Source organism: Candidatus Nitrotoga sp. BS, assembly GCF_927797785.1.
Classification (GTDB): Bacteria; Pseudomonadota; Gammaproteobacteria; order Burkholderiales; family Gallionellaceae; genus Nitrotoga.
Window position 1 is genome coordinate 26,069 of the sequence record NZ_CAKMLL010000047.1, and the last position, 23,056, is coordinate 49,124.

Genomic DNA, 23,056 nt, shown 5'->3' on the forward strand with positions numbered 1-23,056 from the left:
CCCACCTCCTCTAATTTTTTTATTTTATTCTTAATAATTAATAACAAATAGCCTTATAAGATATATACTGACGCACGCTAAGCTACAAGTGGATTATTGGTAATATAATAATTACTATCAAACTCAAATGGTTACGTACTTTTAATCATTTTGGTAGCTTCAGTTGAAGCTTGTGAAATTTGATTAGATAAGCTAAGTTTAACGTCCAAAACCTTGTAACAGTGACAACTTAAAGGGTTTTCTTAATAAAAAACCACCACAAATTTTAGGGAGGTAACAATTTATGAAGCTAAGAAACAGAACATTATTGCAACAAATGTCATTAGTGATTACTCCACTGGCATTACTTGCTCTGGCTCCTGCAGCCTATTCAGCAAACAGTTTCACTGAGGCCATAACTGGCGGCAAGGTTTCTGCCAATTTGCAATACCGCTATGAAAATGTTAACCAAGATAATGCGCTAAAGACCGCAAATGCTTCAACTGCTCGGTTACGTTTGGGCTATGAGACAGCAGAGTTTATGGGATTCGGTGCTTTTGTTGAAATGGAACACATCACAGGCAACAGTGCTTATAACAGCACGACAAATGGCAAAACTCAATATTCGATTGTGGCCGATCCAGAAGTCACTGAAATCAATCAAGCCTATATCAGTTACAGTGGCGTGCCCCAAACAAAATTAAAGCTTGGTCGTCAGGTCATTACGTATGACAACCATCGTTGGATTGGCAATGTCGTTTGGCGTCAAAACTGGCAAACGTATGATGGTTATACAGCCGTCAATCAAACACTCCCTGACACTACAATCTCGGCAGCTTACGTTACCAATGTCAACCGTGTGTTCAGTGATGCTTCCCCTGTCGGCAACCATCACATGCAATCCCCCCTCATTAACGTAAAATACTCTGGGCTGGGCTTTGCTGATATAGTCGGTTATGGTTACTTCCTGGATTACGATTCTTCAGCGGCAGCTTTTGGCTTGAATAATTCAACCGCATCTGTGGGTATCCGACTTACAGGCCATGCTCCAATTGGTGGCTACAAAGCTCTATATACTGCAGAGTATGCAACCCAGTCCGATTATAAGAGCAACCCGAATAACTACCGTGTTCACTACTCCTTGCTAGAGGGCGGCGCAGACCTAAAGGTTGCCACTTTCAAAGTAGGCTATGAAGTGCTCAGTAGCAATGGACGGCAATCGCTCCAGACACCATTGGCTACCTTATTTGCACATAATGGATGGGCTGATCAGTTTCTCGTAACACCGACCAAAGGTCTTCAAGATGTTTACGTGTCTGCAAGGACAAATTTAGACGGTATTGTTTCCGGCGTTGTATTGGGAGCCGACTATCATGACTTCAGAGCAGATAGTGGCAATCAAAAATATGCAACGGAAATAGATCTAATCGCGGAGAAAGCAATCGACAAGACTTATTCCGTCGGCAGCAGGGCTGCTTTCTTTAATGCAAAAGCATCTTATGCCGCTGTTGATGTTAATAAGTTCTGGTTGTATGCATCAATGAAATTCTAGTTTTTTATGTAAGCGTTGTGAAATGTACGTCTCCTGATTATCCTTTATGAGTGGGCGTATAGTATAGAAATAGGGGCACGGTTTTCGTGCCCCTAACTTTTTTCTATAATCAATGGCAATTTGGCACGAGCAGCTCTTTCCAAATGCCTACCTTGCCCCACAAACTCTCAGAAAGTTGCGCTTTCACTCCGATTCCTCGCTAATCTCTACTTTGCGAAACTATTCAAAAACCTCTCAGCTGCAGAAATTCTGAAGTCTTCTGTTAAACACGAGGCAGACACTCGATGCAACACCATAACAGATGGTGATAACATGCGGCGCGGATCACAATTTAACTTTAGCAGAGAAGAATTTCTCAATTTTTCGAGTTTTCAATCAAGGAATTTTTTTGAATTATCAGCCACTTATTCTCGCTTCTACTTCGATTTATCGCAGTGAGCTATTGGGACGTCTTAAAATCCCATTTCAAATTACTGCTCCTGACATAGACGAAACTTCGTTACCCGGAGAAAGTGCTAAACAAGTCGCATGGCGACTTTCGCGTGAAAAAGCACGTGCAGTGGCGACCCAATATCCAGATGCGCTGATTATAGGCTCAGATCAGGTCGCATTATTGGGTGAACAACAGCTAGGCAAACCGCTCACGCATGAGAATGCTGTACACCAATTGCGTACTATGCGTGGCCGCAGCGTGTATTTTTACACTGCACTGACCTTGTTGAATGCGCGCAATGATGAAACTCAAACTGACATTGCGACAAATTGCGTCAGCTTTCGCAATTTCAGCGACAGCGAAATCGAATCCTATCTACACAAAGAGCAGCCTTATCACTGTGCAGGTAGCGCGAAATCAGAAGGTTTGGGCATCGCACTCATTAGTCGGATGGAGGGTGACGACCCGACCGCTCTAATCGGACTACCACTTATTTCATTGGTGTCCATGCTTAGAAATCAGGGGGTTTTAATATTGTAATTACCCTATTTAACATTAGGCTTTAAAATCCGACTTAAATTTATTATAACCGCTTGTAATAATAAATTATTTTATGCATTGCATGAAATGATCTAACATATATATTGCTTAGCAATAACTCGTACAACCTGGCTCACTTTAGTGCTACCCTTTGCAAACTATTAATAGTCATTTAACTAGGCTTTTAGGCGTTTATTCATATGGAGAGAGTGGCGAATTTAGTTGCACTAGCGCTGCATTTCTGGTATTAAAGCTCGTTTTTTAAATTTTGTTTGAAGTTTCTGGAGATATTTGATGTCGGTACAACCCACAAAGCCCACTACCCCGTACAAAACCAAGAAGGGGGAAATTTATATGAACCCTAAGCAACTGGATCATTTTCGCAGCATTCTGAACAGCATCAAGACTGGGTTAGGTGAGGAAATTGACCGTACGGTTCACTCCATGCAGGATGATGCCACTGTGTTTGCCGATCCGAATGATCGTGCAAGCCAAGAATCAGACATGACTTTAGAGCTACGTAATCGTGATCGAGAAAGCAAACTGATCAAAAAGATCAACGAAATATTGGCCAAAATCAATAACGGAGATTATGGATATTGTGAAAATTGTGGCGTAGAAATTGGACTGAACCGCTTAGAAGCACGACCAACCGCCACGTTGTGCATAGACTGCAAAACGCTGGATGAGATCCGCGAAAAACAAGTCGCCAGGTAATCTTTTACCCAAGCAACCCGCGATATTGTTTTAAGTTTAAAAAATGGGCATCTCCGTTTTGTGAAGCTTAAACGGAGATGCCCAATGCAGCCAAATATACCGGAAGTTATATGGTAGCTTTAGGATTCATCAATATTCCCTAAAGACTGCCATCTCCAAGAGTCAACGCACATCTGCACTATACTGCGCTCAGCTCTCCAGCCAAGCTCGCGCTCTGCCCGCGTCGCGTCTGCGTAACAAGTAGCGATATCCCCTGGACGACGCCCCACTACTTTATAGGGAATGTTCCGTCCGCTGGCTTGCTCGAAGGCGCGCACCATCTCCAAGACGCTATTACTCCGCCCTGTGCCCAAATTATAGGTAGCCACTCCAGTCTGATCAGCCAACTTCTCAAGAGTCTTGACATGGCCAATAGCCAGATCAACAACATGAATATAATCTCTCATACCAGTGCCATCAATGGTTGGATAGTCATCTCCATAAATCGACAACATCTCGCGCCGGCCTTGCGCCACTTGAGCAATGTAAGGAAGCAGGTTATTCGGAATATCAGTGGGATCCTCGCCAATCAAACCACTTTCATGCGCGCCTACAGGATTAAAATAACGAAGCAACGCAATTCGCCATGAAGGATCAGCTATCGCAAGATCACGGAGTATTTCCTCGACCATCAGCTTACTTCTACCATATGGATTGGTCGCACCAAGTGGAAAGTTTTCCACAATTGGAACTGTAGCAGGATCACCGTAAACTGTAGCAGAAGAAGAAAAAACCAGTGTCTTTATCCTTGCCGCGGCCATCGTCTCAAACAACACCAAACTACCATAGACGTTATTGTCATAGTAGCGTAACGGCTGCTCCACGGATTCACCTACCGCTTTCAAACCAGCAAAATGAATTACTGCATCATAGTTATGTCGTGCAAAAAGTGCCTGCATCGCTTGCCGATCACGAATATCAACCTCAACAAATCTCGGTCGACGTTTAACAATACGCTCAATACGATCAAGAACCGATGCCTTACTGTTACTAAAATTGTCAGCGATCAGAATTTCAAAGCCAGCCAGCATCAGCTCAACAACCGTATGCGAGCCGATATAGCCGGTTCCACCTGTTACTAAAATCATTCTTCTTCCTTTTTGTCAGTAGCAGATTCCAGCTTGAAGTGAGAGTTTTGTAAGTTAGTTTGTGAGGTAAGCCACATGGATATAGTTGCTTCTTATACTACCCAGAAAAAAATAACCAATACGAAGTGAAGCTTTTTATCTTTTCATCAACAATTATAAATTAATAACACACTTATTATCATAACCTTACATTTTTAAAATATGTTTCATCGTTTTCCCCATTTCAGCTGGGTTGCGCGTGATGTGTATGCCACATTCTTCCATTACTGCTAACTTGTTCTCGGCTCCGCCCTGACCTCCAGAAATAATTGCACCAGCATGTCCCATACGCTTACCAGACGGCGCAGTAAGCCCCGCAATGAAGCCAACCACGGGCTTTTGCATATTACTCTTGATCCAGCGTGCGCATTCTTCTTCATCACTACCACCAATCTCGCCTACCATCACCACAGCATCGGTCTCTGGGTCATCGTTGAACAATTTCATTATCTGCAAGTGCTTCATGCCATTGATCGGATCGCCGCCTATTCCAACACAAGAAGATTGCCCGAAGCCCAACTCAGTCAGTTGCCAAACTGCCTCATAAGTCAGCGTGCCCGAACGCGATACCACGCCGATACGTCCCTTACGGTGAATATGCCCAGGCATAATGCCAATTTTTATTTCGTCCGGTGTAATTAGTCCTGGACAATTCGGACCTATAAGCAGCGTCTTCTTGCCCTGCATTTTGTAACGAGTGCGCAGCATGTCATGCTCAGGTATACCTTCTGTGATGCAGATCACCAACTCTAGCCCCGCTTCCACCGCCTCATCAATCGCTGCAGCAGCATAGGGGGGGGGTACATAAATCACTGAGACCGTTGCTCCGGTTTGCGTGCTTGCTTCCATTACACTGTTAAATACTGGAATACCCTCATAGCTTTGTCCGGCCTTGCCGGGCGTCACGCCTGCGACAAAACAATTCGCTCCATTTGCATAATTCTTACAATGCAAAGTGTGGAACTGGCCGACTTTACCAGTCATACCTTGCGTCATTACTTTCGTATCTTTGTTAATAAGAATGGACATTATGCCCCCTTTGCCGCAGCCACAACCTTTGCTGCCGCATCTGCCATATCACCGGCAGAAATAATTGGCAAGCCAGATTCAGCCAGAATTTTTTTTCCGAGATCAACGTTAGTGCCTTCCAGACGAACCACTAATGGTACTTTCAAATGCACTTCGCGTGCCGCGGCCACCACGCCTTCGGCAATCACATCACACTTCATAATTCCGCCGAAGATATTTACCAATATTGCGCGCAAATTCGGATTTCTTAACATCAATTTAAACGCTTCAGTTACTTTTTCCTTGCTGGCACCACCACCCACGTCAAGAAAATTCGCTGGCAGGCCGCCGTACAACTTGATGATATCCATAGTCGCCATAGCTAGCCCAGCACCATTCACCAAGCAACCGATGTTGCCTTCCAGTGAAATATAGCTAAGGCCGAATTCTGAAGCTTCAACTTCGGCTGGGTCTTCTTCATCCAAGTCGCGTAACGCCACAATCTCTTGATGACGAAATAGCGCATTACTATCGAAATTAATTTTTGCATCCAGCGCCAGTAAATTCTGATCCACCGTCAGCACCAGCGGATTGATCTCCGCCAGTATTGCATCCTTTTCCATGAATGCCCGGTACAGGCCTTGCAAACAGGCTCGCGCCTGAGCAAACACTGCATTCGGGATGCCAATCAGCCGCGCCACAGCGTCTGCCTCAGTATCAAGTAGTCCTGACGAAGGGTTTATCCATACCTTGTGAATTTTTTCGGGCGAATGCGCAGCGACTGCCTCGATTTCCATTCCTCCCTCGCTACTTGCCATAAGCACGACACTCTGCTTGCTACGGTCAATTACCATCCCTACGTAATACTCTTTGGCAATCTGCACGCCCTCCTCAATCAGCAAGCGTCTGACCAATTGCCCATCAACATTAGTCTGGTGCGTTACCAACTTCATACCAAGAATTTTTGCAGCATGCGTGCCCACATCCTGCACCGAATTCGCCACCTTAACCCCGCCACCCTGGCCACGTCCACCGGCATGAATCTGCGCCTTCACCACCCACACCGAGCCACCCAACTTCTGTGCGACGGCAAGGGCCTCATCCATGCTGAAGCAAACCGATCCGCGTGGAGTCGGCACGCCATACTGACGGAAGATTTTCTTGGCCTGATATTCGTGAATTTTCATGTTTGACTCAGTACCCTATTTCGTACGCAAACTAGGCGATGCCCTAAAGACATCATACTACCTAATTATCGCTCACTTTAAAATATAACATATTGATTTAATTTTAATAATCTCTGACATTTTAATATAAACCACAACTGAAATATATATTATGCAACTCAATATATTGATTACAAATAAAACACACAGCCATACCGAGATTCAAAATGCACGTAAAAAATACACACGAAATAAGTATATACGAGGCATTCACAAAACACGAAAGCTGTGTGAGAAACATCTTCTGTGGGAAGTATATTCTGGTTCAAACTCATCTCGATTGCTATAAACAACAGTATTGGCCCAACCGCTTGTGCGTCGCATAGCTGCTATTATTTCTGTTATGTTCGCGGAAGCTTACCAAGTTCAGATTTGTAGCACTTACACAGTACAGTCGATAATTTTCTCACGACTGTCATCCAACCTCTTTACAATAGCCGCAGTCATTCATATAGCGCATCATGACCCCAAACCGCGAACATCATTACACTGAAAATGTGCAGGAACATCTGCACCAGGTGCAAAACCTGCTGGATAAGCACACTCTGGTCGAAATGCTGGCGCGCAAGCAGGAAATGCCACGCCAAGAACGTCATGAGTTGTTGGACAGCATACTGCACAAGCAACATCTAGCCGAACTACAAAATAAACTTAGCAACCTGCATTCTTCCGATATCGCATTTATTTTGGAGGCTCTACCTATTGAGCAGCGCTTGCTGGTATGGGACCTGGTCAAGGCTGATCGTGACGGCGAAATTTTGATCGAAGTTTCCGATGCAGTGCGTGAATCATTGATTGCCACCATGAGTCGCGAGGAACTGCGCGAGGCGGCGGAGCAGCTTGATACTGATGAGATCGCCGATTTGGCGCATGATTTGCCACATGCAGTGATGCGCGATGTATTTAAATCTCTCACCATTGAAGAGCGCGAGCAATTGCGCGCGGCGATGTCCTATCCAGAAGATGCGGTAGGCGCGCTGATGGATTTCGATATGGTAACTATCCGCGAGGATGTCACTCTGGAAGTAGTGTCACGTTATCTTCGCCGTTTCGACGATATGCCAGATCATACTGACCAGCTATTTGTAGTGGATAGAAACGATATTTTTAAAGGTGTGTTGCCACTTAATCGCTTATTGGTAAACGAACCTGAAGTGCTCGTTAGTAAGCTGATGTTAACCGATACCATCAAATTACATTCAGATGACAAGGCGGAGCAAGCAGCACAGGCATTTGAGCGTTATGACTTAGTTTCTGCACCCGTGTTAGAAGAAGATGGGAAGCTAGTTGGTCGCGTTACCGTGAACACGGCAATGGACTATATCCGTTCAGAATCGGAAAGCGACATATTGAATACAGCTGGTTTACGTGAAGAAGAAGATATCTTTGCTTCGGTATGGAAGAGCGTAAAAAACCGCTGGATGTGGCTGGCGCTAAATCTGTGTACGGCATTCTTTGCCTCACGCGTGATAGGGGAGTTCGAAAACACCATCGAAAAACTTGTCGCGCTCGCGGCGTTAATGCCTATTGTGGCAGGCATTGCTGGCAACTCTGCAAACCAGACCGCCACAATTATCATCCGCTCGCTAGCGCTGGGGCAACTTAACCAAGCTAATACACGGCGGTTAATTAGTAAGGAACTCACCATCGGTGGGCTAAATGGACTGATTTGGGGTGGTATAGCCGGACTGTTCGCTTACGTCCTATATAAGAGCGTACTGCTTGGCGTAATTTTGACCGGTGCCATGGTGCTTAATCTAGTCCTTGGCGCATTGGCTGGCTTGTTGATACCGTTGTCCATGCAGCGTATGGGGCGTGACCCAGCCATCGGCTCCAGTGTATTGCTTACCGCAATTACCGACAGCGGCGGCTTTTTTATTTTCCTTGGGCTCGCGGCCCTATTTTTAATCCATTGAATTCCACGTTTACGCATTTGTGATGCAACGCCAAGAACGATGCGTTTTTTTGAATATACATTTGGTAAGCTGGTACCGATTGCGCATTTTGAGATGCAGATGAATAATGGTTAAGCGCGGTTGATCTTGAGGCAGATGTCGAAAGGTTGAGCTCTCCCTGCTATAAATCAGTGGGATGGACGCATACTCAATATAAACGCCAAAATTCCGAGTAATATACGCTATTCAGATCCTGTCTTTCAAATCGATGGGTCAATATAAAACTATAGACATTTTTTAGGGAAACGATATGAAAATTCTTGGACCACTGATACTCGTAGGGTTTTTCTTTTTTGGTGTATTTGTCCTGGCCAATTGGATCGCGCTGACAGCCCCGGCCACACTTTCCTTGATAGCATTCAGTTTCGAGGCGCCTTTGGGCCTTGTGTTGCTGGGGATCATTCTAGTATTTGCGGCGTTTTTTGTCGCTTATGTCCTCATCCTTCGCACTACCATGCTGATGGATGCGCACCGTTATGCGCGTGAACTTAAAGCTCAACAACAACTGGCTGAGAAGGCCGAGGCCTCGCGGCTGAGCGAACTGCGCAAGCAACTCGATCATGAGTTTGCGCAATTGCGGGAAGAGGCAGACAAATCCCGAGTTTCATTTAGTACCCAGGTAGAAGGGTTGGAAGAAGCATTACGCAACCTTATTGGAGAAACTAGCCGCAGCCAGTTAGCATATATGGGCGAGATTGAAGACAAGCTCGACCGGAATCTGGCGACGCAGCCGCCGAGCGAACAATAAAAACTGTAGCTCCCGGCAGGCACCGATTAGAATCAGGTACGGACGATACGGTACGAGCCGGTTGCGAGCTGACATGATGAAGCAGCATGCTATGTATCAAGAGCGGCAGCGGAACATTCCTCAAAAATGTAACGACCGCTGCCATAAATACGAACGCTAACTATACGTGTATTAGTCTATGCTTATGCTCAGACTAGCCTGAACAGCATCCCTGACCTTTCCCATAAAGTGACATCGTGGCAAGCAGGCGCGAGGTCGGATAATACTTCTTTAGGCAAGTGCAGCTTTGAAAATGGAATTTTTTGAGACGCTCTGTGGCGTAAACTCGGATATTCAATCCAGCGAAATTAACCGATAACCTTCATTCTTGCTGTTCCACGATACAAAAACACCCCGGGTATTGCTTAATATAAAAGGGAGGTCAGTTCCACCCGCACTTTCTGCGACTGATCTGGCCTGAGACCAAGTTTGCCCGCCATCGGTTGACTGCATCACGAGAAGTTGTGTTTTTGTTCCATCATATTCGGTCCAGGTCAAGACGACATGCTTCCCCCGAGCCAAGACGTCAGGATGACTTGGCAGTTTTTTCGGTTTGCCGAACGGCAACGGAGCTGAGAAACTCTGTCCCTGGTCAGATGAATAAGCATAGAATAAACCTTGGCGGGCGCTACCTCGCGTAAACCAGGCAATATGGTAGTGATCATCGTCACCTATGGAAATTGCAGGTCCATTTTCAGGACAACCCTTGATCTTCCATTCGTCAAAAGTGACACGCCACGATAGTGATTTTTTGTCGTTCGTTCGCGTCCTGGAAAGACCATGATCGCGAATACTGCCTGGATAAATGAAACGCGCGAATAAAACAGGCTGACCCTCATTATCAAAAGCAGCGGCAATGCGGCAGCATTCACAAACGGTGTCAGAGAGTTTTTGATTGATGAAATCAAGACTGTTCTGCCCGTCAATGGTGGTGTAATAAACCGCGTTTCCAGGTTGCCTCCAGTCGGTACGGTCGCGTTCGTCAAGCCAAAAGACATAAGTCTGACCGGAAGGGTTTAAAACCAGCCGGCCTTGAAATGAATTTGCTTCGGATGCTTTGTCGCTCAACGGTTTTGGCGTTGAAAAACTGCGGCCATTATCGGTAGATGCACTGAAAAACAGGGTTGCAGGTTGAGTGCCTTCAGCTGAATAGATGACAGAAATTTTTCCGTCACGATCAACGGCGATGCCGGGTCGGTTTTCACCGCTCGCTTTGATGCGCTGTGATTCTTTATTGATACGTAAAGGCACGCTGAAGGTCTTGCCCAGGTCGGTTGAATAATCAACATATATATGCCATTTTTCCGGGACAACTCGCCATAAACGGTTATCAGAACCAAAAGTCGCGGTCACGTATAGGCTCCCTCCCTGAGGGTAGCGCGATAAATCGCTTGTTCCGGCCTTTGAATCATTATGATGGGCATAACTAGCCGTGCTAAAGGCTATTGCGCCGAACAGTAATAGGTAACTGAGCAGTTTACGACTGCTCAGTGATAGTGATGACTCGAAGAATTCATTTGCAATTGCTATACGATTAATTTTAATAGCACTCTCGGTCACCGGGTAATCTGACAAAGTCATTTTATCGTTAAGTCCAGAATCTGCAAAAAATATAATGCTACTAAAAAATCACTAGAATGCGACAACGAAGCGGTAAGTTACCCGATAATCTGGTGGCGTTTGATAACCGTTGATATTTTTGACAATGGGTGTCCCTATTGATAAGGCAGTATTCCAGTTTTTGCCGCCGGAGTATCTGATGCCAGGTGAGAGATAAATGATATTGCTGCCCGAGTTCGGCTCAGTCAGACCAGCGGTTTTTTGGCGATCCTGCCACTGACCATTTAACTCCAAAATACCCGTCCACGGGGAATTGTTGCTGCCGACGAAAAGGTTATTTCTGGCCGTGCCAACGAAAGCATAAGAAAGTGCGACATTATAGTCAAAAGTATCGCCTAGATTGGTACGTTGCGCCCCTTCAGTTGCAACCGTATATAGAATACTGCTATCAAACGAGACCTTTCCCATTGCGCGAGTAAAGGAAAGGCCGGCAGCAGGATTCCATGAGCCGCTGCTGGGCTGAAAATGTGTTTCAAGCCGCTCACCGGCGCTGCGGACATTGGTTGCGCCTGGGGTAGTGAGAGCCGCGACCAGTGATAAATGGTTGAGATTGTCGACGGAATTGAAAATACGATATTGACTAAACAGGGAAACGCCACCAAAACCGCCTGGATTGCCCTGGTCACTGACATCGTGATGACCGCCGTGATGATCCACACCACCACTGACACCGAAACGCTGCACATAAGGCAGTCTGACACCCAGCGTCAAGTTGTCGGTCACACCATAGGCCGCAAATACCGATGGGGTTAACTGAGACTTCACACTGTGAACTTCACCATAATCCTTGCTCAGATCATGTAAGACTGACGGACTGGGATTGTCAAAACTAGTAAACTGAGCGATCACACCGCTAGCCCACATTCCGGCGGGGAGTGTTATACCGGTTTGAGTGATAATTGGTGATGCGGTACCTATGCCGAAGCCCATAGAGCCATGATCGGCCCTAGTTGTATTACTGTAAATAGCCAATGTCGATGTTAGAAACATCACCAGAGGAACTTTTTTTGAAAGACTCATAACTAATCCTTGTAATTTATAGTGTTGGAATGACAATTACCCATTGAACCAGCACTCTTAAAATTCTTATTTTTAAAATTGCGATATAAGCTAATGCCTGCATTGATGCCGTTATGAAATGATTTGGCTAAAGAATAACTCAGTTCAATAAGTGTGAACATGCGACAAATTGTCACACCACCTAACAATACATTGATTTAAATAATTAATATTTATACATCAAACCCCAGCAGGACTGCAATTATGCACATACAAATATTGGATTAACGCTTAAAAATCAGTTACCCACTGATTAGCGTCCGTTGGCTGTGGTTTTGAAGCGGCATTTGTTTCATGCATTGAGGCTGTTCTCACACATTAAACGTCTCGCGAAGTCCTTTCCAACGGGGAAGCAATAGCCACGCTATTCATCAAGCACGCGCGTGCTACCATAAGCTCTTTTATATGCTGGGCCGCTACTAATATGACTCTTTAAATTGTGGAATTATATAAAGAAACTTACTATATATTTGGATACAGTTACTGACAGATATTGACTTAAAAAATTAGAATAGATGATAATAAAATTACCTCTAATGCAAGGCATATGGTTAAGAGTTTCATAACAAATAATGGCTCTTCTAAAGCTTTAAAATTAAGCTCTTGATCAATCATTACAGATGCCAGGATGTTAAAGGATACGTGTTCCAAAATTACGCTAAACGAGCTGCCCGCTAGCAGCCTGACGTACTTAAAATAGATCGGCTGCAAATTTAGCTGAGAGGTATATGTCTTACCGCTTTTGTGGCAATAAAATAACTTTTACCCTGTAAAATCGTCAGATGGGGTAAGCAGGCATTTCGCCGTAAGGTGAAAGCTCGCAAAGCTTATCCCTGCTCAGCTAATTTTCGCTACGATTTTTTCGTTCTACAGGCTATTTGGTAGCGGCCATTGTTATTTAATAAAATTTCATCAGGAGGTTTTTCATGGCGCTACTGCCGAAATTATTTGGAAAAAAATCAGAGACGCCAATATTGCCGACCGAACCTAAACCGTTTGCGGACGGTAAAGACTCCACTACTATAGATAAACTGCGTAAGCGGCATATAGAAAACGCTGCTGAAGTATCACTAAAATTGGCAGATGAAACCAACCCTCTTCGTGGAAAATTAAAAAAATATGCAATAGAGGACGATGAAGGCGCAATTGCTGCAAAGAAAGCAGCTAGCATTATTTCTTCTGAAAACAATAACGCTATCTTAGCGGTGCAAGATAATGACGCCCTGATGGTGGCGACATGGGGCAACGACCTAGCGGGGATAGCGAGCTTAATTAAACAGGGTGCAGATTTGAATTTTCGTGACTTTCTGGGTAAATCGCCCTTGCATTATGTCTCAAGCTTAGACGCAGCTAAGCTGTTAATTGGTGGTGGAGCTGACATTAACACGATGGATAATAACAATCGTACTCCATTATTCGAGGTTGACGATCCTAATATCGCCATGTTTTTAATTGATAACGGTGCTAGTGTTAATTTGAAAGATAAAGATAGTTTCACGCCTTTGCATTTATGGGTTAATCATCCAACAGTCGCCAAACATTTATTGGTTGCCGGTGCCAACCCAAACATTCAGCTTTCACGAGGTGGTACATTGTCCAGAGGGGGGCTTTATAAGAAGGGGAATAGCACTTTACATTGCACTAATAATATAGAATCAGCCAAAATTTTAATTGAATATGGCGTAGATATCATGATTAAAAATAAATATGGGTTACTTGCTGAAGAGACGGCTACAGATGATACTAGAGAAGACGGATTGGCAGATTATATTAAATCTATCCGTATAAATAAGGAATGAGGTAATAGCCGATGTTCCATTTTTGAGCGGGTGTTGGCGGGAGCAGCGCTAAGTTTTTAGTTACACAAGCTAGAGATTACGATGTAATGTGCCTATCAGCGCATCCAAAAATGGATATTAGTTGTTTCCTCATCCCCAAATAGAACCAAAAGGTATTATCAGGACACCCGCACCATTTCTCAGCGGGGCAATAGGTTTCTTTATAGATTAAATCTTGCAATAGCAATTTGTAATGGCTTGTCACTTCAACCGAATATCTTAAATTTTCAAAAACTACAGTTTATGCCATTAGCAATAATACGTAATATGTCATGACAATGTCTCAGGTTAAATTTGAGACGCCTCCAGAAGCGACACATCCTGCAATAACCTCTGTAATTCTGGCAGGGGGTTTAGGCACGCGTATCGGCGGCGCAAAAGGTTTGCAACCCTTGCATGGTCGAGCGTTAATTGGCTGGGTATTAGATTCTGTCAGCCGCCAAAGTGAAGAAGTTTTGATTAATGCGAATGGTGTACCAGATGCTTATTTATGCTTTGGCTATCCTGTCATTGCCGATGAGACCCCGGATTGGCCAGGACCGCTCGCTGGATTGCAGTCCGCTCTGCGTCTTGCACGTCATGATTGGGTTGCAAGTGTTCCTTGCGACACACCATTCCTGCCAGACGATTTGATTGCCCGTTTATATAAAGCAGTTAGCACAACAACTACGATGGATGCCGCTGTAGCTGTCGTTGCTGGGAAGCGGCAGCCTACTATTGCCCTCTATCGGAAAAACGTACTTCCTAAACTTGATGCCTATTTGAATTCGGGTGGGCGTAAAGTAAATGCCTGGCTAGAAACCTTACATGTAAGTGAAGCATTAATAGATGATGCAATTGCATTTACTAACATTAATACGCTGGACGATTTGGCACACGCTAGCCAGATTTCAGTAAATGTACACACTAAGGATGGTGCTGAGAAATCCATAATCAACAAATAAAATGAGTGCAACGCAATTGAAAATAACGTGACTGCTCATTTTGTGTATTATCGGTAGGAGCAAAATTCATGTAGATTCCGGCCTTCGTTGGAATGACGAGCCGTACTATTTGACGACCGACTCTTTAGGTTCTTGTTCTGTTCGCTCTATGATAGGTGATAATATTGTCACTGTTATTCGGCGATTTTGCGCGCGCTCATCCGCAGTATCATTGGATGTCACCGGATGGTTGGCGGCAGAGCCTATCGCTTTAAGGTTCTTTGGCATCAACCCATGCTCGATAAATAAACGCACTACGCTACTGGCTCGTGCCGAGGATAGCTCCCAATTGGATGGAAACTGCTCAGTGGCAATGGGTATGTCATCGGTATGCCCTTCTACCTCAATGGCCAAATCGACTGGCTCTAGTACCTTCGCCACATCGACAAGAGTGCTTATTGCACCGCCTTGTAATGTTGCATTCCCTTGATTGAATAGCGCACTAGCGTTAATTTCCACCGCTACACCACGATTAGTTTGCATCACACTTACCTGGCCATTTTTAACCAATGCGCTCATGACTTGATTGATTTTTTTGGCGATGTCCTGCATGGCTTCCTGCTGTTGCTGGGCTAACTTGGCATTCCTCCTGTCCACCAAGGATTTTAGCAACAAGCCCTGCTCGCTTGCTGGAACGATTGCAGCGGGTTTGACTATCTGTTTACCAAATGCGGAAGTCAATGAGGCACTGAATATTTGATATTTACTTTCATTCACCGAAGACATTGCATACATCACCACAAAGAAGGCAAATAGCAGAGTGATGAAGTCGGCGTATGAAATTAGCCAGCGATCATGGTTTTCATGCTCTCTATGTCTTGCCCGACGCGCCATGACTAAGGAATGAATCCCTGCAACTTGCTTTCGATGAAATTTGAACTTTCGCCACTAGCAATGGCTGTCAGTCCATCAACCAACATCTCACGCATTACTACCTGTTGCAGAATCAACATTTTCAATTTATTGGCCATGGGTAAAAATACTAGATTCGCAAGCCCCACACCGTAAATGGTAGAAATAAACGCAACTGCAATCCCTGCTCCCAGCTTTGACGGTTCGCCAAGACTCTGCATGACATGAATTAAACCAAGCACAGCGCCTAGAATGCCGATAGTTGGCGCATACCCTGCTGCTGATTCCCATACACGTGCAGATTGGAATCGCAATTGTTCATACGTATTATTATCTACCTCCAGTACTTCTCTAATTTTTTCCGCACTGTTGCCATCCACCAGCAGTTGAAGCCCTTTTTTTACAAATAAATCGCTGCTCCTGGCAATTTGTGGTTCCAGAACAAGCACTCCATCCTTGCGCGCTTGCCTGCTCCAAGCGGCAATCTGATAGATTAATTTCTGCTGGGATAACGTTGGTGTAACGAACACCCAGCGGCCCATTTTGATGCCTTCCACAAAAACATTTAGTGGACTTTGCAGCATCACTGCGCCCAGAGTGCCGCCGAACACAATAAGGAAAGCCGCTCCCTGAAAAAGGATAGATAGCTCACCCCCTTCAAGTAACTGACCGCCTAAAACTCCGCCTAGGCCGAGCAATAGGCCCGCTAAGCTAAGCTTGTCCATTAATGCCCTTTCAGCGAACTGCGTAAACGTGCTACCGCCTGACTGTGCAACTGGCACACTCGCGATTCGCTTACGCCCATCACCTCCCCGATTTCGCGCAAGTTCATATCCTGCTCGTAATGCATACCCATCAATTTGCTCTCACGTTCTGGCAAATTCCCTATTGCCTTAATCAACGCACTGCGAAAACGTTCATCTTGCAACAAATCGAGCGGATTAGCATCGCTATCAAAATCATAACGTTCGAAGAAATCCTCCTCACCTTCGCCATGAAAATCTTCGTAATATACTAATTGCGCGCCACGCGCCGTGAACAACATTTGTTGATATTCTGTCAACGGGACGCCCAACTCCTGAGCAAGCTCCGTTTCACTCGGCGGTTTGCCCAGGCGTTGCTGTAGTTTGCAAATTGCCGTCTCAATGCGGCGCATATCGCGACGCAAGTTGCGCGGCATCCAATCGGCTTGGCGCAGTTCGTCTAGCATCGAACCACGGATACGCTGCGAGGCATACGTTTCAAATTGCGCACCACGCAAATCATCATAGCGCCCAGCCGCCTCCAAAAGACCCATCATGCCAGCCTGTATGAGGTCATCTACCATTACGCTGCTGGGCAATCGCAGCATCAAATGATGTGCAATACGCTTTACTAGCGGCGCATATTCTTTGATGCACTGCTCCTTGTCACATTTTCCACTGGCTGTGTACATAATAAGTGTTATTGAGATTTACATTGATTATGAATAAGTGTCATTGATGGCAACCATCATTCTCGTTTCGATAACCTCAAAACAGGCTGGCTATGGTGAATCGTAAATCCAAAATTCAAAATATTTTTAAAGCTCTCAAGACCCAGTCTTTGCGGGATTGACTGGGTTAATAAAGCATGTCGCATGATGAAATTTAGCAACATCTATTAATTAGATTAAAGATTACTGATAATATTTTTTAATAAATTAAATGTCAATACATTGATTTGTTTATATAAACACGAATTATATATTTAAATAACTTGCGCGCGTTCTAATTCAGAGTACTTACCTGTCGAATCAATCGCTGCATAATATTGGCCAGACCTCCTGACTCCTTGTTTACAGCAGTGGGCAGCAACATCAGGTTGCGGCCCAGATCACCGAATGCCAGAGTAGACTGCGCAGCCGGGAACACATCAAGAACTGGGCGCCCTAATTGTGCCGCACGTTTAAGCTTTTCATCAAATGGAATATAACCCAGATATTCCACACATACCTGCAAATGTTGGCGTGCTACTTGCGCCATGTTACCAAATACAAGGCGTGCCGCCTGCTCATTACACGCCTTATTAACCACAATCCCAAAGTGCTGATGCCCATCCTGCATAGCCATGCGCTTGATCAAGGCGTAACTTTCAGTGATAGCAGAGGGAGTGGAGTTCATTACTAACATTAGCGGCTGATTAGGTGCCAAGCTACCCGTAATATCTGTATCCCTATATGTCGTTGCATCCACCAATACAACATCTACATCGCAGGATACTTCTGCCAAACTTTCCAGTAAGTGCTCACGCTCTTGCGCACACAATGTTGGTAGCGCTTGAATGGCACGTGCTACAGGCAGTATGCGTATATTCTGTGGGCCATCATGCAGCATAATTTCGCGCATCGACTTTCCGCACCGTATAGCGTGCAACAAGTCATGACGTGACTTGAGTGCAAGCATGTTACTTACATTGTCGAGCGACTGACTTTCGTCTAGTATGAGCACCTCTTTGCCAGCGCGCGCCAAGGACGCAGCCAAATTCACCACTACACTGGTTGCCCCGAAGCCAGCGCGGGCAGCAGCCACCGTAATCACGCGCGTGGAAGCACGAACCAACAGACGACGCAATCCCTCCGCTTGATCAGTTACGCGCTCAAGTTGCATATTTTTCCCGCATTATAGGTGCCGCACCCACTCCCGCCATCAGCGCAGGAAATTCCAGTTCGTGCAACGTAAATGGAGCTGCTTTAGCAGATTGTTTGAAGGCGCGATGCAACAGATATTCCATATTTACTTCGTGTAAATCTTCCGGCACGCGTTGTCCATTGGCAATGTAGTGCAATATCAATTTGTGGCGCATTGCCACATCCAGCACCGTACCAAAGGTTACCGCTTCGTCCAGTTTTGTGGGAATGCAACCAATTACCCCTGCACCGTTGTACATGCACGCCACATCATTTAGAGTGTCGCCGCTACTGGTAGCATTTAGCAACAACAGACGCTTCACTCCAGTCGCATTGAACATTTCGGCTTGCGCTGCCATGCGACTATCATGTTGTCCCATACCGATGGTATCAATCAGCACCAAATGTTTATTCTTCAGGCCAGCCAAGGTCTGACGTAAATCTTCTGTATCTCGCACTAGGTGCACTGTTACACCGAGTATTTTCCCATAGATACGCAATTGTTCGTGCGCACCAATTCGGTAACTGTCGGTGGTGAGTAATGCTACCTTGTCGGCACCATAGCGAACCACTGCACGTGCCGCCAGCTTGGCTGTAGTGGTGGTTTTTCCAACGCCAGTGGGACCTATCAGTGCAACCACGCCACCACGCACTATGATATCTTCTTGCTTCGTGGCGATACGCAAGTTGTTCCCCAGAACCTGACGTACCCATTCCATATTGGCCGTAGCTGGCATTTTCCCTATCATCTGGCGCGATAGGGATGCGCTAAATCCTGCATTCAGCAAATCGCGCAATATGCGCGTGCGTTGAGGGTCGCGCTGCTGCCTATCCGACCACGATTGGCAGTCCATCTGTTCCTGCATCATATTGCGCATGAACTTAAGCTCGCTGAGGATACCTTGCTGCTCCATCTGCATTGTAGATATGGAAGATTTTGCAGGCTCCGCCACAACTGCGGCAGGTGCACGCTTCTGCGCCACTATCGCTGCCCGGATTGGGACTGGGACTGGGGCGGGCACTGGCTGTCTGGACTCATGTGTCAACTGGGCAAATTCCGCGCTGGCCAATGCCATAATCTCGACCCCACCGTCTACCTTACGATTGGATAGAATAACTGCATCAGCACCCATTTCAATGCGTATCAACCGCAATGCTTCACGCGACGTTGTTGCTACAAATTTTTTCACGTTCATGCGCTTCCCCCTACCATTGAAGTTACCCTTACCGCCTTGAAGCCGGGCACTTCCTCATGCGAAATAACTTTGAGTTGCGGCAATGCGCGTTTCAGAAAATGTGCCAGCAAATCGCGTAACTGTCCGGGAACCAATAACACCGTGGGCAGCCCTAATTGTTCTTGTAGCTTTGCAGCATTTCGCGCCTCTCGCAAAAGAGTATCGGCCAATCCTGGCTCGATAGCCAAATTGCTGCCTCCCGTCTGCATGGCCTGCATCAAGATATATTCCAGCTCTTTATCCATGCCGATCACCTGCAATTCCTGTGCTGCGGGGTAGAACTGTTGCACAATGGCCGGGCCTAACGCGACTCGCACTAAGGCGGTCAGCTGGTGTGCGTCCTGTGTCTGAGCGGCAGACTCCGCCAACGTTTCCAATATGGTGCGCATGTCACGGATATGCATTCCTTCGTCGAGCAAATTCTGCATCACCTTCTGAACTGTAGAAAGCGGCAGCAGCTTAGGAATAAGATCATCGGTCAGCTTGGGTGACAGCTTGCTCAAATGATCGAACAATTGCTGTAATTCCTGTCGACCCAGCAGTTCAGCGGAATGCGTTTGGACGAGATGACTTAAATGAGTGGCGATAACCGTACTGGCATCAACCACCGTATAACCCATAGACTGTGCCTGCTCGCGCATCGCCGTGTCCACCCAGGTTGCAGGCAGGCCGAATGCCGGATCATGCGTCTGATTACCAGGTAACACACCAGTGGCGTTGCCTGGATTAATCGCCAGATGCATATTGGGAAAGGCATCACCCGTGCCAATTTCAACTCCCTTCAGAGTAATACGATATGCATTTGGGCGCAGGTCGAGATTGTCGCGGATATGTACTGCTGGCGGCAAAAATCCAATGTCATGTGTAAATTTTTTGCGTATTCCTTTGATGCGACGCAAAAGGTCTCCATCCTGAGCTTTATCAACCAGCGCGATAAGACGATACCCGACTTCCAGTCCCAGTATGTCCACTTGCGAAACATCTTCCCAACTCGCCTCATTCGTTTCCGATGGCGGTGCAACAATACTTGCCGCTTCAGGCTTCTGCTCGATAGTCTTGGCGCGCTTCATGATGAAATAAGCCAGGCCGCCCAAAGTACCCGCTAGCAGCAAGAAAGAAAAATGCGGCATGTTAGGAATTAGCCCCAGCATGCCAATGATGCCAGCAGTTAAAATCAGTACCTGCGGTTGACTAAATAACTGCCCCACGATTTGCTGGCTGATATTCTCTTCAGTGGAGACACGGCTCACCATCATGCCGGCTGCGGTGGAAATAACAAGCGCAGGAATTTGCCCCACCAAACCATCGCCGATGGCCAATAAGGTATAGTTGTTGGCGGCAGTCGCTACGTCCAGGTTGTGTTGGAATACACCAATGATCAATCCGCCAATGACATTGATAAAAATGATGACAATGCCCGCTATCGCATCGCCACGCACGAACTTGCTGGCCCCATCCATTGAGCCATAGAAATCCGCTTCCTGCGAAATAGTGGCACGCCGCCGCCGCGCCTCATCTTCACCAATCAGTCCGGCATTCAGGTCCGCGTCAATCGCCATCTGCTTGCCAGGCATTGCATCCAATGTGAAGCGAGCTCCAACCTCAGCGATACGACCTGCACCTTTGGTAATCACGACAAAGTTAATCACCACCAGAATGATGAACACGACTATGCCGACAGCATAATTGCCACCCACCAGAAAATGGCCAAACGCTTCAATCACCTTACCCGCCGCTCCCGGACCAGTATGCCCTTCCAGCAGCACCACACGAGTTGAAGCTACATTTAAAGAAAGGCGTAGCAGTGTGGTAATCAACAGGACGGTTGGGAATACAGCAAAATCCAGAATCTTGGTGGTATGCATACTTACCAGCAACACCATAACAGCCAGAGCAATATTGAAGGTGAACAAAATATCCAGTAGAAGCGGTGGCAACGGCAACACCATCATCGCCAGAATCATCACAATCAGCACTGGCCCAGCCATGCCGCGCAAACCAATACGCTTAATAAAATTTTGTATTGTCAACAAATTAATCATATAGCCCCTTCCCCATCAGATGCGGGATCAAGTTGTGGTGGCACCGGCAAGTCATGAGGCGCATCCGGCATAACGCCACCACCTTGACGATAACGACGTAATTGATAAACATAGGCCAATACTTCCGCTACCGCGTTGTATAAAGCTTCAGGAATGGCCTGCCCCAACTCGGTATGCTTGTGCAAAGCGCGCGCCAGTGGTGGTGCCTCAAGAATAGGCACATTATTTTCAATGGCAATTTCACGGATGCGTGCAGCAAGCAAGTGGGAACCTTTGGCCACCACGACAGGCGCACCCAACCCTTTCTCGCTGTAACTCAATGCTACGGCATAGTGTGTCGGGTTGGTCACCACCACGTCGGCAGTCGGAATGTTCGACATCATGCGGCGGCGCGCCATTTCGAGCTGCATGCTGCGAATACGTCCCTTGACCTGTGGATCACCTTCAGATTCTCTGGCCTCTTTACGAACCTCTTCCTTGGTCATCTTCAGTTTTTTGTTGTGTTCCCACAATTGGAAGGGGACATCCACTGATGCAATCAGAAACATGCCCCCCATAATAGCGACGAAACTCATCCACAACAGATAGCCCAGATGAGGAAAGGCAGCAATTAACGGCTCCGCTGCCATCATCATCACTGAGTCCTTGTGGTGCCAGATAGCCCACACACCTATCCCACCTACCACCAGTGACTTGGCGATAGCCTTGCCAAGTTCGACTAGGCTATTTATCGAGAACATGCGGCCTATTCCTGCGATCGGATTGAGTTTTGAAAAGTTGGGTTGTAGTGGCTTCAAGCTGAATATCCAGCCGTTAAGCAATAACGGGGATAGCGCGGCAATAACAAGCAGCAATAATAGAAAAGGTAGAAATGCCACTAGAACTTCCAACGACAGCGTGTGCAAGCGTGGCAACAACAGATCGGTATTGAAAGCCAGTGTAGAATCAAGTGTAAGACCATCACGAAACAGCTTGGTTAGTTGCGAAGACAACCCGGAACCCATCAACCATAACCCAGCCCCCCCTGCAAACAGCACAGAGAAGGTAGTCAATTCGCGCGAACGCGCTGCCTGACCTTCTTCACGAGCCTGATCCAATCGCCGTTGTGAGGGTTGTTCTGTTTTTTCTAGATCGCTGTCTTCTGCCATGATTTATTACTCCACTAACCATAGTGATTATCAGCAATCTTGAAAAACACAGCACGATGAATAAAGCGAGTTTTACGATGTATTTCACTCTCTGAATTAAGATCGCACGTAAATGCGACCCGACCCTGTAATGTCAGCCCACCTTTAATAACACCCTCATTAAAAGCCAGTCATATCGCCCCATTTTTACAAAATAACATTAACAATCAATATATTGTAACTACTCACCCCATCCCTCAAGAGCCTTACCCGCCAAAGCGATTTGAATA

19 protein-coding genes are annotated in these 23,056 nt (G+C 46.1%); 7 read left to right on the top strand and 12 right to left on the bottom strand.

The features are described 5' to 3' along the window. The first annotated feature begins 283 nt into the window (after nt 1-283). The 3 genes from MJ769_RS04960 (at nt 284) to dksA (ending at nt 3,221) form a co-directional block, all read left to right on the top strand. Nucleotides 284-1,531, top strand: coding sequence for an alginate export family protein (locus tag MJ769_RS04960; protein WP_239234826.1), 1,248 nt, complete (start codon nt 284-286; stop codon nt 1,529-1,531). A gap of 388 nt (nt 1,532-1,919) precedes the next feature. After that, the gene (locus MJ769_RS04965) at nt 1,920-2,504 is read left to right on the top strand and encodes a Maf family nucleotide pyrophosphatase (protein ID WP_239234828.1); all 585 of its coding nucleotides are present in this window, start codon (nt 1,920-1,922) and stop codon (nt 2,502-2,504) included. Nucleotides 2,505-2,798: 294 nt separating this feature from the next. Then, nucleotides 2,799-3,221 carry an RNA polymerase-binding protein DksA gene (gene dksA, locus MJ769_RS04970; RefSeq protein ID WP_239234830.1) on the top strand — a complete coding sequence of 141 codons (423 nt, stop codon included), beginning with the start codon at nt 2,799-2,801 and terminating at the stop codon, nt 3,219-3,221. A 119-nt stretch (nt 3,222-3,340) separates the two neighbouring features. On the opposite strand, the gene galE is transcribed toward dksA, so the two are convergent. From galE to sucC, 3 genes are all read right to left on the bottom strand, one after another. After that, nucleotides 3,341-4,348 (bottom strand): UDP-glucose 4-epimerase GalE, encoded by a 1,008-nt coding sequence (gene galE, locus MJ769_RS04975; protein ID WP_239234832.1) that lies wholly within the window; start codon nt 4,346-4,348, stop codon nt 3,341-3,343. 186 nt (nt 4,349-4,534) lie between these two features. Next, nucleotides 4,535-5,416 (bottom strand): succinate--CoA ligase subunit alpha, encoded by an 882-nt coding sequence (gene sucD / locus MJ769_RS04980; RefSeq protein WP_239234834.1) that lies wholly within the window; start codon nt 5,414-5,416, stop codon nt 4,535-4,537. Beyond that, nucleotides 5,416-6,582: an ADP-forming succinate--CoA ligase subunit beta gene (sucC, locus tag MJ769_RS04985; protein ID WP_239234836.1), complete on the bottom strand. Its 1,167-nt coding sequence runs from the start codon at nt 6,580-6,582 to the stop codon at nt 5,416-5,418. The genes sucD and sucC overlap by 1 nt, the downstream gene beginning before the upstream one ends. A gap of 500 nt (nt 6,583-7,082) precedes the next feature. On the opposite strand from sucC, the gene mgtE reads away from it, so the two are divergent. Continuing rightward, on the top strand, nt 7,083-8,537 hold the full coding sequence (gene mgtE, locus MJ769_RS04990; protein ID WP_239234838.1) for a magnesium transporter: 1,455 nt from the start codon (nt 7,083-7,085) through the stop codon (nt 8,535-8,537). A gap of 289 nt (nt 8,538-8,826) precedes the next feature. Next, on the top strand, nt 8,827-9,324 hold the full coding sequence (locus MJ769_RS04995) for a hypothetical protein (RefSeq protein ID WP_239234840.1): 498 nt from the start codon (nt 8,827-8,829) through the stop codon (nt 9,322-9,324). Between the two features lie 333 nt (nt 9,325-9,657). Here MJ769_RS04995 and MJ769_RS05000 read toward each other — a convergent pair whose 3' ends face one another. Together MJ769_RS05000 and MJ769_RS05005 are read right to left on the bottom strand one after the other, a co-directional pair. Continuing rightward, nucleotides 9,658-10,938: a sialidase family protein gene (locus tag MJ769_RS05000; protein WP_239234842.1), complete on the bottom strand. Its 1,281-nt coding sequence runs from the start codon at nt 10,936-10,938 to the stop codon at nt 9,658-9,660. A gap of 57 nt (nt 10,939-10,995) precedes the next feature. After that, complete coding sequence (locus MJ769_RS05005) at nt 10,996-12,003, bottom strand: transporter (RefSeq protein ID WP_239234844.1); 1,008 nt, start codon at nt 12,001-12,003, stop codon at nt 10,996-10,998. Between the two features lie 965 nt (nt 12,004-12,968). Here MJ769_RS05005 and MJ769_RS05010 point away from each other — a divergent pair. Continuing rightward, entirely contained in the window at nt 12,969-13,841 is an 873-nt protein-coding gene (locus tag MJ769_RS05010) for an ankyrin repeat domain-containing protein (protein WP_239234846.1), read from the top strand. 311 nt (nt 13,842-14,152) lie between these two features. Beyond that, nucleotides 14,153-14,824: a molybdenum cofactor guanylyltransferase MobA gene (gene mobA / locus MJ769_RS05015; protein ID WP_239234848.1), complete on the top strand. Its 672-nt coding sequence runs from the start codon at nt 14,153-14,155 to the stop codon at nt 14,822-14,824. A gap of 105 nt (nt 14,825-14,929) precedes the next feature. On the opposite strand, the gene motD is transcribed toward mobA, so the two are convergent. The 7 genes from motD to flhB all read right to left on the bottom strand — a co-directional run bounded on the left by motD (nt 14,930) and on the right by flhB (nt 22,787). Beyond that, nucleotides 14,930-15,697, bottom strand: coding sequence for a flagellar motor protein MotD (motD, locus tag MJ769_RS05020; protein ID WP_239234850.1), 768 nt, complete (start codon nt 15,695-15,697; stop codon nt 14,930-14,932). 2 nt (nt 15,698-15,699) lie between these two features. Further along, nucleotides 15,700-16,440, bottom strand: coding sequence for a flagellar motor protein (locus MJ769_RS05025; RefSeq protein ID WP_239234852.1), 741 nt, complete (start codon nt 16,438-16,440; stop codon nt 15,700-15,702). Then, nucleotides 16,440-17,150 (bottom strand): RNA polymerase sigma factor FliA, encoded by a 711-nt coding sequence (locus MJ769_RS05030; protein ID WP_239234854.1) that lies wholly within the window; start codon nt 17,148-17,150, stop codon nt 16,440-16,442. Before MJ769_RS05030 ends, MJ769_RS05025 begins: the two co-directional genes overlap by 1 nt. 313 nt (nt 17,151-17,463) lie before the next feature. Continuing rightward, complete coding sequence (locus tag MJ769_RS05035) at nt 17,464-18,342, bottom strand: MinD/ParA family ATP-binding protein (protein WP_239234856.1); 879 nt, start codon at nt 18,340-18,342, stop codon at nt 17,464-17,466. Next, nucleotides 18,332-19,558, bottom strand: a complete 1,227-nt coding sequence (gene flhF / locus MJ769_RS05040; protein WP_239234858.1) for a flagellar biosynthesis protein FlhF — start codon at nt 19,556-19,558, stop codon at nt 18,332-18,334. Before flhF ends, MJ769_RS05035 begins: the two co-directional genes overlap by 11 nt. Beyond that, on the bottom strand, nt 19,555-21,639 hold the full coding sequence (flhA, locus tag MJ769_RS05045) for a flagellar biosynthesis protein FlhA (protein ID WP_239234859.1): 2,085 nt from the start codon (nt 21,637-21,639) through the stop codon (nt 19,555-19,557). Before flhA ends, flhF begins: the two co-directional genes overlap by 4 nt. Beyond that, entirely contained in the window at nt 21,636-22,787 is a 1,152-nt protein-coding gene (gene flhB / locus MJ769_RS05050) for a flagellar biosynthesis protein FlhB (RefSeq protein WP_239234861.1), read from the bottom strand. The genes flhA and flhB overlap by 4 nt, the downstream gene beginning before the upstream one ends. Nucleotides 22,788-23,056: the final 269 nt, after the last annotated feature.